This is a genomic window from Streptomyces sp. NPDC127100 (assembly GCF_042724095.1).
Lineage (GTDB): Bacteria > Actinomycetota > Actinomycetes > Streptomycetales > Streptomycetaceae > Streptomyces.
This window is the reverse complement of the sequence record NZ_JBHXFL010000043.1, coordinates 29,004-40,960: the sequence shown is the minus strand read 5'-3', so window position 1 is coordinate 40,960 and position 11,957 is coordinate 29,004. Positions and strand designations below refer to the sequence as shown.

Sequence of the window (11,957 nt, the reverse complement as noted above, 5' to 3'; positions counted from 1 at the left end):
GTTGGCCGGCCGGGCGCGCGACTTGTCCAGCCGCGCGCCCGACCTGTCGGTGTCCGGCTCGGCCCCCGGGAGCCTCCCGGGGGGTGGAGGTTCGACCGGGCGGGGCCGAGCCGGAGTTGAGGGGGCCTAGTCCCAGCGGGCGTCGAGGGTGGTGTCGGGGCGCCCGTAGTCGGGGTCGTTGGCGAAGGCCTCGGCGGCGTGCTCGTCGCAGAAGGTCAGGCCCTCGACCTCGCGCGCCGTGTCCGCGTTGAAGATCAGGCCGCAGGTGTTGCACTCGGCGATCTCGGCGGTGGCGGGGAGGGCGATCCCGGCGTTCGCGGCGGCCTCCTGGGCGATGCGCAGGCGCTCGACCTTGTCGTCGAGGCCGCCGTCGTCGGTGGCGGCGCCGCCCTCGTAGCCGAGGAGTTCCATCAGGGCCCAGTGGAGGTCCTGCTGTTCCTGCGTCAGGTCGGCCAGGTTGCGCTCGGTCCGCAGCTTGGTGGGGCGCTCGGGGGCTATCGCGGCCATCGGGTCCTCGTTCCGTAGCGGGGTGTTCTCTGTCGGCGCTCCAGACACTACGCAAAACCCAATACGTAAGCAAGGGGTTTAGAGGATGTGGGCATGAGAAAGCCCCCGCCGGGGATCCCGGCGGGGGCTGCTGTGCGGTGATAGTGAGGGAGCGCTCCCCCTATGTGCTGGCCGGCTCCGTGCCCGTGCCGTCGCCGCCGTCCTCACCCTGACGCTCGCGGTGCAGAACCAGGACGTCGGACAGGGAGACGAGGTGCCGCCTGCCTTGCACCCACACCTTCACGCCGGCCGCCTCGACGTCGCGCCGCAGCGTCGAATGCGACACGGCACGGCCGGTGGGCTGGAAGAAGCGCGCGGCGGTGTGGAAGTCCACGAGGTCGTCCGGCGGTACCGGTCGAGGCTTGGAGGAGCGCAAGGGATCACCATCATCGGGTCCGCGGTCGGCCGTGGGGCTCGTCCGCTGCGGAGGTCGTGCGGGTCGGGCTAGTTGGCGACCTGCTGCAGGCGCCGTTCGGCACGTTCAGCGGCCAGCTGGGCGAGCGTCCACATGCGGGGTCGCTCGCCCACGGCGCAGTACCGGTTCACGCACATGGCGGCCTTGTGAGTCGTCACCCAGATCAGGCCCCAGGTGTGGCAGGCCGGGCAGGGCTCCCGCCGGATGACGTCCTTGTCCCCCATCAACAGCGCCGAGGAGACGGAGTGGCGCCACTCCATGGCCTCGAGGTACGCCTGCCAGTCCATACCGAGACGCTCGGCCTGGACCCGGGCCCGCTCGTACGCGCGGGCGCGGCCGGGCTGCCCGGGAACCGCCGGCGGTGACGCGGGCGCTTGTCGCGCTGCGGCGATGAACTTGGCCACTTCTCCGTCGCATGCGGACAGGTGGTCCAGCACCGTGTTGTTCGCGGGCGCGGGACTGTGCACCCGGGTGCCGGAGCGTCCGGTGCTCGGGTCGGCCGTTGACCCCGCGCGCTTCCAGTCCTCGCTGTCCAGTTCGTCGAGCAGGTCCGCCGGTTCCTGAACCCCCCACGACCCGGCTTCCGATGGCTCGATCATGTTCCCCACCCCCATGGAATGCCCGACCCCGGTGCGTGCAGAGGGACGCGCGGCGGAGCGGAGCTACGCTCTGATCCTAAGGCGATACGATCAGCAATCATGCCATGGGCACATGCGTTCGGACAGGAATAAACCAAACCGTTTTGCCCCTGGCCTGCACTGTTACAGACTCCGGACATACGGTGCGCGGGAGCGGACTAGGGCGCCGGCGGCAGGAAGTCGGGCGCCCGGACGGCTTCGACGGCCATCGCGGAGAGGTACCCGGCTTGGGATTCGCTGAGAACGCCGGCAGCGCGTGCACCGTCGATCAGGAGGCCGAAAGCGGCCGAGGTGATGCGGTGGGCTTCCGCCGTATCCGCGTCGGTGAGAGTCCGGCCCATGTCCCGGTAGATCTTCTCCCACCAGGCGGCCACTTGCGGGTCGGTCGGGTTGCCGTGCTCGTCCGCGCTGATACCCGGTCGCAGGGGAATCACAGTGGCGTCCGCCGAAGCGGTTCGGGTAGCGCCGCCGTGCTCCCCGCCGGGTTCGTCACGCGCAGCCAGGCTGGGGCCCATTACTCCACCTTCTTCCGGCTGGGTTCTTGAGGGCACACGGGGACCGCCGGTGGCCACCGTGCCGAGCCAGAGTGTCAAGAACCTGGTGGTTGCACCAGGGGAACGTGATCAATTTGACGACAAAGTGATGTTCCGAGGAGAAACTTCCTGACACCTTCCGGCATATAGGGGGGCGCCCCTACGCACGTGAGCTGCCGCGTCCGATGTTGCCGACAAAGAACACGCACCGCTGCGCGAAGGGGCGCCAGAGACCCACCAGGGGAGTGCGCACACCCCCCGGTGACACCGTGAGTGTAGCGCGCGTTGGTTCCAACCAACACTGTTACCGGGTGCGGGTGATTGCCCCGCAATCACCCGCACCTAGTTGTTGCTCACACAGTCGATGGCCACCTGCTTGGTGCCCCGAGCAGCGATGAGCTCCCTTTGACCTTCCGGCAGGCCTGGCGTGCTGTAAACCATCTCGAGTTGGCCGCCCCGCATGCGCCGCCAGAAGTAGCTGTCCGAGTCGAGCATGTACAGCGAGTCGACATGAACGAACTTGCCCGTGAACCTGCCTCTGATTGTCGAGAGGTGTTCCTGGACTTCATCCGCAGGGACCGTGAGACGCTGACACGGAGGAACGAACCCGACCCGTAGCAACGGGAGGGGACGCCGCCAGCGATCCACGTCAACGTAGAGGTAGGCGTAGACGGGGTCCATGGAGCGGTTGGTGATCACTACGTTCTTCGTGTCCTCCCAGAAGGTCACTTTCGCGGCCTGCTGTCGGATACGGTCCTCAGCTGCTTCCCGGGACTGGGCCAGTTGATCGTCAGCCACCTGCGCGCTCTTCCAGGTGCCCCAGGCCGTTACCGCCAAGCTTCCAGCGGCAACGAGGGCGGCCAGCACCGCAGCGTGTTTGCTCCAGTCACTGTCGCGGTACCACCGCCCGAGGACGCGGAACGGTGCGGTCACCCAGTTTCGCGGCCCGCGCGGTTGCGCTGCAGGTCGGCGCCGTAACGGGGGCCGCGGCGGCAACTGTCGAATCCTGAGCCGCGGCCGTCGGGGATGGGTAGCAGACATGGCACCTCACAGACTCGTCCACTGTGTCTCTCGGGACGCCTGCCGCAGTGCTGCAGTTCCCCACACCGGCCACTCAGAGCTCTCGCCGTCCGCAAAGGGTGGCCGGCGACACGCGGTCCGCTCACCGGCCACCTGATTGCGGGGCAATCACTCCCCTACCTGGCCACCCGCTTGAAACCCATGGCCTTCGTGACGGCGAGGTAGTCGGCGGTGGCTTCGCCGGCACGGTCGAAGTACAGCAGGACCTTCTGGTGGGCGTAGCTCTCGGGGATCTTCGTGGACCGGCGGATGCCGAGCTGGCCCTTCGTGCTGCCGGGCAGCACCAGGTCGCCATAGGCGTCATGGGCCATGTTCTTGCCGTCGTCCCAGACTGCGCCCTGAGAGCGGTGGGTGGGCACGTCGACCATGAGGACTCCGGCCAGCTTGGCGTGCGCACCGTACTCCGCGAAGTCCTCCATGATGGCTTCGATCTTCTGCTCGATGCGGGTGAGTCCGCGCAGCTCCTTGAAGCCGGGCTTGATGCAGGCGACGACCTCGTCGCTCGCCAGGATCGCGCCGATGACGACGAGGCCGAGGCTTCCGGGGCAGTCGATGATGATGACGTCGTAGTCCCCCTTGACCTGGTCCAGCAGCCGCTTCAACCACAGTTCGCGGGCCATGGCCGTGGTGAGGTACTGCTCGGCGTTCTCCATCTCCCCCGAGCCCAGCACCAGGAAGAGGTTGTCGATGGGCTTCGTGCCCTCGGCGCCGTGCGGGCCGCAGAGCGCCGGCACGATCGCTTCCTGGAGCTTCACGCTTTTGTCGGTGAGGCAGTCGTAGATGGTCTTCTGGCCCTCGAGCTGGTCGGGGAACATGTAGCCGAGCGCAACGGAGGCGTCGCACTGGTCGTCGGCGTCCACGACCAGGACCTTCTGCCCGAATTCCGCGAGCTGGGCTCCGAGGTTCACGGCCGACGTGCTTTTGCCCGAGCCTCCGACCTGGTTGGTCATCGAGATGATCCGGGGAACGCGCTCTGCCTGGACGGTCGTCATGAAGATCTCCACAGTGATTGCCCCGCAATCACGCACGGACCGGCGGGGGAGTGACACCGCAGGGCATGGTCCGGGCGTACGCGTGGCGGGTGGGTACGGGCCCTGCCGTGCAATCCGCCGAGGCCGACAGCCAGCGTGCTGGCCGGACGATGGGGGAATAGGTGATTGCCCCGCAATCACCGCGTGCGCGGGGCCGGCGCGGTGACAGCGCGGCAGGCACGGCAGGAAGAGGAATGCTGGCCGTACGGTATCGCGCAACGCTCCAGAAACGCCAGTCGCCCCAGTGAAGAGTCACTCACCGGGGCGAACGGATAGGCGGCGGCACGGCCGTCAGTCGTTCAGGATCAGCTCCTGCAGCTCCTCGAACTCCCTGGGGGAGAGGCACTCCTTCAGCCCCGTGTAAATGTCCTTGGGGGTGGTGACCGGGATGACGCCTCGCTCGCTGAGGGTGGCGACCGTTCCGGACGGGCTCTGCTGGCCGGAGCCACTGGTGCCGGAACCGGCGGTCCGGCCCGAGGGGTTGGTGGTGTCCAGCGCCGTGCCGGGCTTGTCCTCGCCCTGGTCCGGGTCGGCATCTTGCGTCTGCTTGAGGTCGGTGCTGCGCTGCCCAGGGACCGAGGACTCCCCGCCGGCGTCTGGCTGGTCGCCATTCGGCTGCGGGTCGCCCTGTCCGACGTTCTGCTGCTGGGTGTCCCCGGCCGGCTGCGCCCCCTGTTCCTGGACGTCGTTGGCCTGCGTCTCGTTCGGCTGCGGCGTGCGGGGGAGCTGCTGCTCCTCGAGCGACACCTTGCTCTTCACAATGGCCTCGGCCTGGGCCATGGACAGCTGCCCGTCGACGTACGCCTGCTGCAGGTCCTGGCGGAGGCCGGCGAGAATGGTCGCCGCCTCCTTGATCGGCAGGAGCCGTTCGCCGCCGAACTCGAGCTCCAGACCCTTCTGCTTGCACCAGTGGTCGATGACCGCCTGCTGGAGCGGCTCGATCAGCTTCAGCAGCTTGATCTTGTGGGAGATCGCCGTCTGGGAGATGCCCCCGAGCTTCTTCGACAGCTCCCTCTGCGAGATGCCGAGTTCTTCTAGGGCGGCCTGGTACTCGGCGCCTTCTTCGATCGGGTCGAGACCGAGGCGCTGCTCGTTCTCCTTGATGGCGGACAGGCGCAGCGAGCCGTTCTCCGCGACGGTCTTTCGGACGAAGACCGGGACCTTGTCGAGGCCCTTCATTTGTGCGGCGGCCAGTCGGCGGTGGCCGTGCAGCACGACGTAGGGCTTGCCCGACTCCTCGACGTACCCCTTGTGCTTCGGGTAGTGCGTCACGTACGCGGCGGCGGGCACGACGGTGAGCGCCTGGACGACACCGTCGCCGTCGAAGGATTCGGCAAGTCCTTCGACGGCACGGAGCTTCTTACGTCCGTTCTCCGGGCTGGGCAGGAGGTCCGACACAGGGACCTCGGCGGTTCCCTTACTGAAGAGACGCTGCTGTCCCGCTGCCTGTCGGGCCTGGTTGAGGTTGAGGTTCGGCATTCCGGCCATGGGGTCTCCGGGGGAGGGTGGTGCTGATGTAGTGGGTCTCGGCCGCGAGCTTATCCGTCTGGATGCAGCGGTCAGAGGGGTGGCGTCCTACCGAAGTGCTCATCGTGTCCGTATTGAGCGGAAAGGCACCCTGGCGCGAGGGGGTCCGGCGCGAAAACGGGGCGGCGCGGGGGTGATTGCGGGGCAATCACTCGCCAGCGCGTCCAGGGCGCCCGCCTACTCGTCCTCGCTCAGTATGCCCGGTCCGTCGGCCAGCTCGGTGAGCAACACCTCCTCGTACTGCGGCTCCAGGAAGAGCACCACCGGTATGTCCGGCCGGGGGTAGCCGGCCGCCGGCGGTGATTGCGGGGCAATCACCGGTGAGGTGCGGCGGGTCTTGTAGGGCGGCATGTTCACGGGTGGGTCCTGTCTCTCAGGCCGCGCCGGACGATCGGCGCGGAGTAGGGGCTGTGGTGGCGGTGCCGGAGGCCGCGCGCTGTCGGCGGGCGTAGCGCAGCGCCCGGGCGTGGCTATCGGCCTTCCGGCGGGCTTCTTCCTCGAGGCCCTGCTGGAAGTACTGGGCTTCGGTGTGGTCGTCCGGGTCGGCTTGGATCCGGTCGGGGGTCAGGCGTTCGTAGTGCCGCCGCGGGGCGGCGGCGTCCCGCTGGGCTTTCGCGTCCTGGAGCTGCTCCCGGACCCGGGCGTACTCCTCCGTCGGAGCGGTGCCGGGCGGGACGCGCCGTGTCGACGGCTCGGACGCCGAGGCAGGTTCGGGACGTACCGGCGGCCGGTAGGTGCCCTTGCGGATCCGGATGGCCGCGAGGGTTCCGGGCTTCAGGGCGCGGTTCACGTCCTCGACGATCTGCCTGGACACCAGGGAGAGCATCCGCGCCCAGGAGTCCGACTGGCACACCACGGTCAGTGTCTTCGACGCCTCGTCGTAGGCCGCGGCCTCCCAGTGGGCGGCGCGCTCGGCACCGACGATGTCGGGCCAGCGGTTCAGGAGGCTGCCCCCGTCGGCGGCCTTCTCGTAGCCGTTGTCGACGAGCCACTGCTGCAGAAGACCCTGAAGCGGTTGCGGGTCGCGCCTGTCGCTCCGGTGGAGGCGTACGGTGCGCCTCGCCTTCTGCGCCGGCGCCTGCCCGCCGCGCTGCCGGGCGGCCTCCTTGGCCTGGCGCAGTGCGATCCGGGCGAGGTCGACTCCGCTCGAGGAGGGGCCGTCGGACGTCATGACGCGTCTCCCGGTGATTGCCCCGCAATCACCTCTGCAGGATCCGGGGTGCTCGGCGCGCTGGCCGCGGGTGATTGCGGGGCAATCACCGGGCGGATCGCAGACGCAGCTTCGGCGGTCGGGCACTGCCAGTCGGAGCCGCACTCGCGGCACACCTGCCGGCCGTCCGCCTCGAGGACCTGAGGCCGATGGAGCGCGGTGGCGGCGCGGAGCCGCTCGAGCTCGGCGAGCAGAGCTTCCAGCTTCGGGTCCGTTATCGAGCTGACCGTGAGCTGCTCAGGCATGCGTCACCTTCCTGAAGGGTCGTCAGTGCAGGCGGACGTGGGGGTTGTTGGAGTTCGCGTCGAGGTTCAGGCACAGGTCAACCAGCTCACGGCCGTACAGGGCATAAGCCACCGCCGGCCCCATCACCTCGTACGCCGACAGCACGAGGCTCGGGTCGCCGCGGTACTTGTAGGCGGCCCACCCGTCCGCGCACATCTGCGTGCGCGTCTCCTGGTCGAGGCCGGTGAGGCCATCAACGGCGGGCCGCTCCTCACCCGCCTGCTGGAGGCGCATCTCCTGGACGGCTGCGCCGAAGTCCGCATTCGGAGCCGAGGCGTTGGCCCAGTCCTGCTGCAGCTGCGCGTCAGCTTCCCGGACAGCGCGCTCACGCAGGAGCTGGCTGGCGATGTACGTGTGGGGCCGGTTCGGCCGCCAGTCGAGGCCGACGGCGACCGCCGGGGAGATGTCCCGGAGCCAAGCGTCGACCTGCTCCTCGCTGCATCCCTCGGCCAGCTTGTCGACCAGCACCCACGACAACTCGGTGATCTTCGCTCGCTGAGTCCAGTTGTGCAGCGGCCGGAGACGGCGAGCCAGACGGTCCGCGGCCTGGAACAGAGCCGCTGTCACTCGGTGCCCCAGGGTGCTCTTCTTCGGCGGCTTGCTCTCTGAGGGCCGCGCGCCGCGCGTAGCTTTCTCTTTCCCACCCACTTCAGCAACAGGTCCGTCGGGGGAACCACCACGGGAAGGGGGCGCAAGGCGCCTCCCAGCAGATCGGCGGGCCCGGGCGACAGCCCGCTCTCGGCCGGCCTCGGTGTACCCGATGATGCGGGCCTCGTAGCCCGTGCCGCCGAGCCGGTGGCCCATGGCGGCGTCGTAGGCCGGCGGGATCGTGGCGCCGTAGATCGTGGCGGTGGCGGTGTACTTGCGGCCGGGCAGCCGAAGGTTGCGCTTCGAGCCGTGCTCGAGCCAGACCAGGGCGCCCATCTCGCGGAGGTAGCTCACGTGTCGCTTGACCGTGGACTTGTCGATGTCGAGCGCCGCGGCGGTGTCGAGGAGCCGGTACAGGACGATGCCGCGGTCGTAGTCCATGCGGGACGCGAGGTCCATCGCGACGCGGACGGTGGTCTTGTTCGCCTTCGGGTGCAGCTGCGCCTCGTAGATCATCCAGTCGAGGGCGACCAGCCAGTCGCGGGGTTCGGCTCGACGGGACGCGGTGTGCAGGACCTCCTGGGCGCTGCCGCGGACCAGTTCGAAGCGGGTGCGCGCGGCGCCGGCGGCTGCGGTCGAGGCGGGGAGTTTGGGGGCAGATGTGTCGCCCGCAGGGGTGGTGAACGGCCCGACACTCCGCGTCTGGGCATGCTCAAGCTGACAAAGGGCAGCAGTGTGCTGCATGATGGGCTTCGTCGTCCTCTCCGGAAGGCGGCAAAACGAGGCCCCTACGGGGGGCTCGGATGCCTTTCGAAACACGAAACGGGCCGGTGGGAACTGCCTCGAGGAGTGCTTCTGAAGGTGGGATCGAGTGGTACTCCGCCCCTGGTACGGGCGGTGAAGTCCCGAACGGCCGAGTAGCGACCGGACGATCGGGTCCTAGTGGCAGGGCAGGCGGGCAACCTGAACTGGCACCGTTGGAAGTGGCCGCGCGAGGCGACTGGTTGACGGGCAATCAACCGGTCAGCGAGCAGCGGCCGGCGGAGCGTCGTGATTGCGCGGCAATCACCTCCGCCGCACGGTCTACGTCATGCCAGCCCCCCTACGGGGGAGGACCTGGCCTTCCCTCTTGCGCTGCGAGATGACGCCGAACACGGCGCGGCAGGCGAGGGGTTGAGGAGACGGAACAGTCCGAGACAGGCCGAGGACCGTCCGCAGGCGCGGCGCGTGTGCGCTGCCCGGGTGGGTCCCCTCTCGCCGTGCACTGGGTGCACGGGTACCATGGCTCATGCCTCGGCCGTCCCAATCACGGTCTCGGCGCTCTACGGCCCTCGTTACCCCGGCTGCTACTCCGGGGGTGGCGGGGGCCATATGCGTTGTCGGACTTGTGCGGCCAGCGGATCGGTGATCCCCAAATATGGCCAGGGCTGAGCCTACCTCTGCGACCGGGTCCATTGCGACCACCTTCACTCCCTCGTGTCGATACGACTTTCCGTGCCTGCTCATCAGGTGTCCTTCCTGGTCAGGCCGCCGCAGCGGCCGGGGTGTTGGGGGTGGCGCCGGCGTCGGGGGACCGACGCCGGGCGCGGGCCTGGGTGCCGGCGTCCCGGCAGGGCTTGCACGGGCAGTGCCGCTTCGTGTACCGGGCCTCCGTGCCGTGCTGGTCGACCTGCAGCTCGGGGCCGGCCGCGCGCCGGGCGGCCTTCCCGTCCCGCTGCGCCTGGGCCAGTGCCCGCGCGAACGCGCCGTTGCTGCGGCGCAGGTTGTACACCGGCGTCCGCGACAGGCCCGCCGCGGCGGCGGCCTCCGCGACCGTCGCGCCGGCCCTTATGTCGGCGAGCAGCTGGGCGATGCGTTCCGGGCTCGTCAGGGCGGGAGGCCGGCCCCGGCCGCGCCGCACCGCCGTGGTGGACGGTGCGGCGCGCTGCTCGCCGATGACGGCGGCCGTACGCGCGGGGAGGAAGGCCGTCGTCATGCCGCGTCCTTCAGCGGTACCGGCGCGGGCGTGGACGGCGCCGCACCCAGACGGGAGTTGGCCCGCTCGAGGACCTCCGGCACGCTCAGCTCGTCCTGGTGGAAGCCGAGCTGCTTGCACATCTGGGAGTACACCCACTGCACGTTCGGGAACGGCCGGTCCATCTCGACGGCCGCGGCCCGCAGGTCCGGCTGCTTCGCCAGGACCTTCAGCAGCGTCGCCTGGGCCGGCGAGGGCTTCCAGTTCGAGACCGGCTTGGGCCGCGCCCCCGCCTGCTGGGCCAGGCGGGCTCGCCGCTTCCGCTGCCCGCGGCGCTCGGCCCGCCTCTCGTCCGGCGACAGACCGCCCCACACGCCCTCGTTCTCCCAGACGAGCGCGTACTGCCGGCAGGCCAGCATGACGGGGCAGCCCTGGCACACCGTCTTCGCGAGCTCGACGTTGAGCGCGCCGGGCGTGAAGAAGAGCTCGGTCTTGTAGGCCGGCTCCCCGAGTTCGTCGGTCTCCGCGCAGACACGCAGCGGCCAGTACGGGTGGGCTTCGAGTTCGGCGAGAGCGGCGTTTCGGTCCATGGTGTCGTTCACTCCTCACGGGACTGCGCCCGATTGATCACGTCGGTGGCCTCGGCGACGACGAGGGCTTCAGCCAGCTCTGAGCGGGTCCGGCGGTGCACAGCACGCTCGAGAACCCGGTCGAGCCGTTCGCCTGCCAGGGCTTCGTCGATCCGGCGGCGGTGCCACCACACGGCGGCAGCACCGGCCAGCGCCGCGGCAGCGATCCAGCGGATACGCATGGGAGATCACCTCCCTCCACGGCGCGGTCGGGGCCAGGACGGCCGCCGGGCGGCGGATCATGCCGCCAGCCCGAACGGCTCGAGGTCCTGGCCGGTGATGAATTCGTAGGCCATCGCCCCGATGTCGCGGGCGATGTTGGGGGTCACGGCCATACCGACCATGGAGACGAGCTGCTGGTCGCGCTCCTTCTTCTTCTCGGCGGTCGCCACCAGCTCGTACGTCTCCGGGAAGGACATGGCGACCTTGCGTTCGTCGACCGTCAGCAGCCGGGCGTGCCGGTCACGGACGTCCTCGGCGGTGCCGTTGACCCACAGGTGGTGGTTGCCCCCTGCGGTCAGCGTCGACAGCGGCCGGCTGGTCGGACGGTGCGTGGACCCGCCACCGCGCAGTTCGGCGATGAACGGGGCACCGCCGTACAGCCGATGCCCGGCCTGGATCTTCCGCCAGGTGTTCGCGCTGCGCGGGCCGGCGTACCGGTCGCCGATCAGCGGGCCCGGGTCCGAGTGGTCCAGGATCTCGGCGACCGGCCTCAGCGCGTACGGCTCCAGCGCCACGGTGGCGCAGTGGCGCTGCGGGCACCGCCAGATGTACTGCGCCCGGTGCTTGCCCCACGGCCGCTGCGGCGAACACGAGTCGGTGGTCTTCCACGCCTGTACCGCCTGGACCTTGCCGTGCCGCGCGCACGCCACCATCGGCCGGAGCCACTTGTCGAAGTTGGGCGTACGGCCGACAGACTCGTGCCAGAAGATGACGTACATGCGGTCCCGGCTGCTGTGGGAGGCCGGCCCGTACGCCGCGGCGTGCGCCGAGTTCGCGTAGACGATGCGGTGGCGGTAGCCCCACACCCGCATCTGCGCGATCCACGCGTCGAAGGCGGCGCCCCGGTTGTGCCGGGGCCCCCACCAGCGGGCTTCGACCACGTTCTCCACGACGATGAACAGGTACCCGTGGTACTCGGCGAATCGCGGGACGCAGTGCATCGTGGCGCGGGAGCGGATCGCCGTCTCGTCGGTGCCGCTCGTGGAGAACAGCCCGTCGACGAACTCGCCCTGCACCCGCCTTCTGCCCGCCGCGATGGTGTGGAAGGTGCACTCCGGGCTCGACCACATCGCGTGGGTCCGCGGCCAGGCCGACGGCACCACCTGGGACAGGTCCGCCAGGTGCACCCGCACCCGGGGGTGGTTGGCCCGGTAGGTGGCTACGCAGTGGGCGGCGTGGTTGCCGGCCTGGACGACGACGGTGCCGGGCACCTGCTCCAGGCCGGCGCACGCGCCGCCGCCGCCAGCGAACTGGTCGCTCCACGTCACGGCGTACGGCATCAGGCAGCCACCGCCTGCT

General features: G+C 69.7%; 15 protein-coding genes. All 15 read right to left on the bottom strand.

The features are described from left to right. Nucleotides 1–126: 126 nt before the first annotated feature. The gene (locus tag ACFWJB_RS29000; protein WP_386925913.1) at nt 127–507 is read right to left on the bottom strand and encodes a hypothetical protein; all 381 of its coding nucleotides are present in this window, start codon (nt 505–507) and stop codon (nt 127–129) included. Nucleotides 508–667: 160 nt separating this feature from the next. Further along, entirely contained in the window at nt 668–922 is a 255-nt protein-coding gene (locus ACFWJB_RS28995; protein WP_386925911.1) for a hypothetical protein, read from the bottom strand. Nucleotides 923–990: 68 nt separating this feature from the next. Further along, complete coding sequence (locus ACFWJB_RS28990; protein ID WP_386925909.1) at nt 991–1,560, bottom strand: hypothetical protein; 570 nt, start codon at nt 1,558–1,560, stop codon at nt 991–993. A gap of 197 nt (nt 1,561–1,757) precedes the next feature. After that, nucleotides 1,758–2,114, bottom strand: a complete 357-nt coding sequence (locus tag ACFWJB_RS28985; RefSeq protein ID WP_386925907.1) for a hypothetical protein — start codon at nt 2,112–2,114, stop codon at nt 1,758–1,760. 360 nt (nt 2,115–2,474) lie between these two features. After that, the gene (locus ACFWJB_RS28980; RefSeq protein WP_386925906.1) at nt 2,475–3,065 is read right to left on the bottom strand and encodes a hypothetical protein; all 591 of its coding nucleotides are present in this window, start codon (nt 3,063–3,065) and stop codon (nt 2,475–2,477) included. 263 nt (nt 3,066–3,328) lie between these two features. Next, nucleotides 3,329–4,204 carry a ParA family protein gene (locus ACFWJB_RS28975; RefSeq protein ID WP_386925904.1) on the bottom strand — a complete coding sequence of 292 codons (876 nt, stop codon included), beginning with the start codon at nt 4,202–4,204 and terminating at the stop codon, nt 3,329–3,331. Between the two features lie 330 nt (nt 4,205–4,534). After that, nucleotides 4,535–5,731 (bottom strand): ParB/RepB/Spo0J family partition protein, encoded by a 1,197-nt coding sequence (locus tag ACFWJB_RS28970; protein WP_386925902.1) that lies wholly within the window; start codon nt 5,729–5,731, stop codon nt 4,535–4,537. Between the two features lie 216 nt (nt 5,732–5,947). Next, nucleotides 5,948–6,127 (bottom strand): hypothetical protein, encoded by a 180-nt coding sequence (locus ACFWJB_RS28965; protein ID WP_386925900.1) that lies wholly within the window; start codon nt 6,125–6,127, stop codon nt 5,948–5,950. Between the two features lie 16 nt (nt 6,128–6,143). Then, on the bottom strand, nt 6,144–6,941 hold the full coding sequence (locus tag ACFWJB_RS28960; protein ID WP_386925898.1) for a DciA family protein: 798 nt from the start codon (nt 6,939–6,941) through the stop codon (nt 6,144–6,146). Beyond that, nucleotides 6,938–7,225: a hypothetical protein gene (locus ACFWJB_RS28955; protein ID WP_386925896.1), complete on the bottom strand. Its 288-nt coding sequence runs from the start codon at nt 7,223–7,225 to the stop codon at nt 6,938–6,940. Before ACFWJB_RS28955 ends, ACFWJB_RS28960 begins: the two co-directional genes overlap by 4 nt. 22 nt (nt 7,226–7,247) lie before the next feature. Further along, nucleotides 7,248–8,597, bottom strand: a complete 1,350-nt coding sequence (locus ACFWJB_RS28950) for a hypothetical protein (RefSeq protein ID WP_386925894.1) — start codon at nt 8,595–8,597, stop codon at nt 7,248–7,250. 778 nt (nt 8,598–9,375) lie between these two features. Continuing rightward, on the bottom strand, nt 9,376–9,828 hold the full coding sequence (locus tag ACFWJB_RS28945; RefSeq protein ID WP_386925892.1) for a hypothetical protein: 453 nt from the start codon (nt 9,826–9,828) through the stop codon (nt 9,376–9,378). Then, the gene (locus ACFWJB_RS28940; protein WP_386925890.1) at nt 9,825–10,397 is read right to left on the bottom strand and encodes a WhiB family transcriptional regulator; all 573 of its coding nucleotides are present in this window, start codon (nt 10,395–10,397) and stop codon (nt 9,825–9,827) included. Before ACFWJB_RS28940 ends, ACFWJB_RS28945 begins: the two co-directional genes overlap by 4 nt. An 8-nt stretch (nt 10,398–10,405) precedes the next feature. After that, on the bottom strand, nt 10,406–10,618 hold the full coding sequence (locus ACFWJB_RS28935; RefSeq protein WP_386925888.1) for a hypothetical protein: 213 nt from the start codon (nt 10,616–10,618) through the stop codon (nt 10,406–10,408). Nucleotides 10,619–10,675: 57 nt separating this feature from the next. Continuing rightward, nucleotides 10,676–11,938 (bottom strand): hypothetical protein, encoded by a 1,263-nt coding sequence (locus ACFWJB_RS28930; RefSeq protein ID WP_386925886.1) that lies wholly within the window; start codon nt 11,936–11,938, stop codon nt 10,676–10,678. Nucleotides 11,939–11,957 lie beyond the last annotated feature (19 nt).

Coding starts and splice junctions, on each gene's coding strand:
- ACFWJB_RS29000 (WP_386925913.1), bottom strand. CDS start 507: ATGGCCGCGATAGCCCCCGAGCGCCCCACCAAGCTGCGGACCGAGCGC.
- ACFWJB_RS28990 (WP_386925909.1), bottom strand. CDS start 1,560: ATGATCGAGCCATCGGAAGCCGGGTCGTGGGGGGTTCAGGAACCGGCG.
- ACFWJB_RS28985 (WP_386925907.1), bottom strand. CDS start 2,114: ATGGGCCCCAGCCTGGCTGCGCGTGACGAACCCGGCGGGGAGCACGGC.
- ACFWJB_RS28975 (WP_386925904.1), bottom strand. CDS start 4,204: ATGACGACCGTCCAGGCAGAGCGCGTTCCCCGGATCATCTCGATGACC.
- ACFWJB_RS28970 (WP_386925902.1), bottom strand. CDS start 5,731: ATGGCCGGAATGCCGAACCTCAACCTCAACCAGGCCCGACAGGCAGCG.
- ACFWJB_RS28960 (WP_386925898.1), bottom strand. CDS start 6,941: ATGACGTCCGACGGCCCCTCCTCGAGCGGAGTCGACCTCGCCCGGATC.
- ACFWJB_RS28955 (WP_386925896.1), bottom strand. CDS start 7,225: ATGCCTGAGCAGCTCACGGTCAGCTCGATAACGGACCCGAAGCTGGAA.
- ACFWJB_RS28950 (WP_386925894.1), bottom strand. CDS start 8,597: ATGCAGCACACTGCTGCCCTTTGTCAGCTTGAGCATGCCCAGACGCGG.
- ACFWJB_RS28945 (WP_386925892.1), bottom strand. CDS start 9,828: ATGACGACGGCCTTCCTCCCCGCGCGTACGGCCGCCGTCATCGGCGAG.
- ACFWJB_RS28940 (WP_386925890.1), bottom strand. CDS start 10,397: ATGGACCGAAACGCCGCTCTCGCCGAACTCGAAGCCCACCCGTACTGG.
- ACFWJB_RS28935 (WP_386925888.1), bottom strand. CDS start 10,618: ATGCGTATCCGCTGGATCGCTGCCGCGGCGCTGGCCGGTGCTGCCGCC.
- ACFWJB_RS28930 (WP_386925886.1), bottom strand. CDS start 11,938: ATGCCGTACGCCGTGACGTGGAGCGACCAGTTCGCTGGCGGCGGCGGC.